Source organism: Streptococcus mitis, from assembly GCF_003942795.1.
GTDB lineage: Bacteria > Bacillota > Bacilli > Lactobacillales > Streptococcaceae > Streptococcus > Streptococcus mitis_BJ.
Genome location: NZ_RJNY01000058.1, coordinates 1 through 770, shown reverse-complemented (window position 1 = coordinate 770; position 770 = coordinate 1). Strand labels below are relative to the sequence as shown.

The following is a 770-nucleotide window of genomic DNA, read 5'->3' as shown; positions in this document are numbered from 1 at the left end:
CAGTAGTTAAGCCCTAGAACGCCGGAAGTAGTTGGGGGTTGCCCCCTGTGAGATATGGAAGTCGCTTAGCTCGAGGGAGTTTAGCTTAGTTGTAATTGAGAGGAAATCGAAATTACAATCGGCGGATGAGAGAAACGAAGTTTCTTACCGTTGGCTGAGCTAGACTCCACCCTTTGGGAGTTTAGCTCAGCTGGGAGAGCATCTGCCTTACAAGCAGAGGGTCAGCGGTTCGATCCCGTTAACTCCCATTTTAGCGGGTGTAGTTTAGTGGTAAAACTACAGCCTTCCAAGCTGTTGTCGCGAGTTCGATTCTCGTCACCCGCTTTGAACTTTGTTCAATTACCAAGTTTTTTAAACTTGGGCGCGTAGCTCAGGTGGTTAGAGCGCACGCCTGATAAGCGTGAGGTCGGTGGTTCGAGTCCACTCGTGCCCATTTATAAATATGGTCCGTTGGTCAAGGGGTTAAGACACCGCCTTTTCACGGCGGTAACACGGGTTCGAATCCCGTACGGACTATTTATTGGAGGATTACCCAAGTCCGGCTGAAGGGAACGGTCTTGAAAACCGTCAGGCGTGTAAAAGCGTGCGTGGGTTCGAATCCCACATCCTCCTTTTTATATTAACGCGGGATGGAGCAGCTCGGTAGCTCGTCGGGCTCATAACCCGAAGGTCGTAGGTTCAAATCCTGCTCCCGCAATTTGGCTCGGTAGCTCAGTTGGTAGAGCAATGGATTGAAGCTCCATGTGTCGGCGGTTCGATTCCGTCTCGCG

The 770-nt window shown here is 51.0% G+C and carries 6 tRNA genes; all 6 read left to right on the top strand.

Going from position 1 to position 770, the window contains the following annotated elements:
* Window positions 1–175: 175 nt before the first annotated feature.
* Window positions 176–248, top strand: a tRNA-Val gene (locus tag D8847_RS10535).
* 5 nt (window positions 249–253) lie between these two features.
* Window positions 254–324, top strand: a tRNA-Gly gene (locus D8847_RS10530).
* A 35-nt stretch (window positions 325–359) separates the two neighbouring features.
* A tRNA-Ile gene (locus D8847_RS10525) sits at window positions 360–433 on the top strand.
* Between the two features lie 11 nt (window positions 434–444).
* Window positions 445–516 (top strand) — tRNA-Glu (locus tag D8847_RS10520).
* A gap of 6 nt (window positions 517–522) precedes the next feature.
* Window positions 523–612: transfer RNA gene (locus D8847_RS10515), tRNA-Ser, on the top strand.
* Between the two features lie 11 nt (window positions 613–623).
* Window positions 624–697, top strand: a tRNA-Met gene (locus D8847_RS10510).
* The last annotated feature ends 73 nt before the right edge of the window (window positions 698–770 follow it).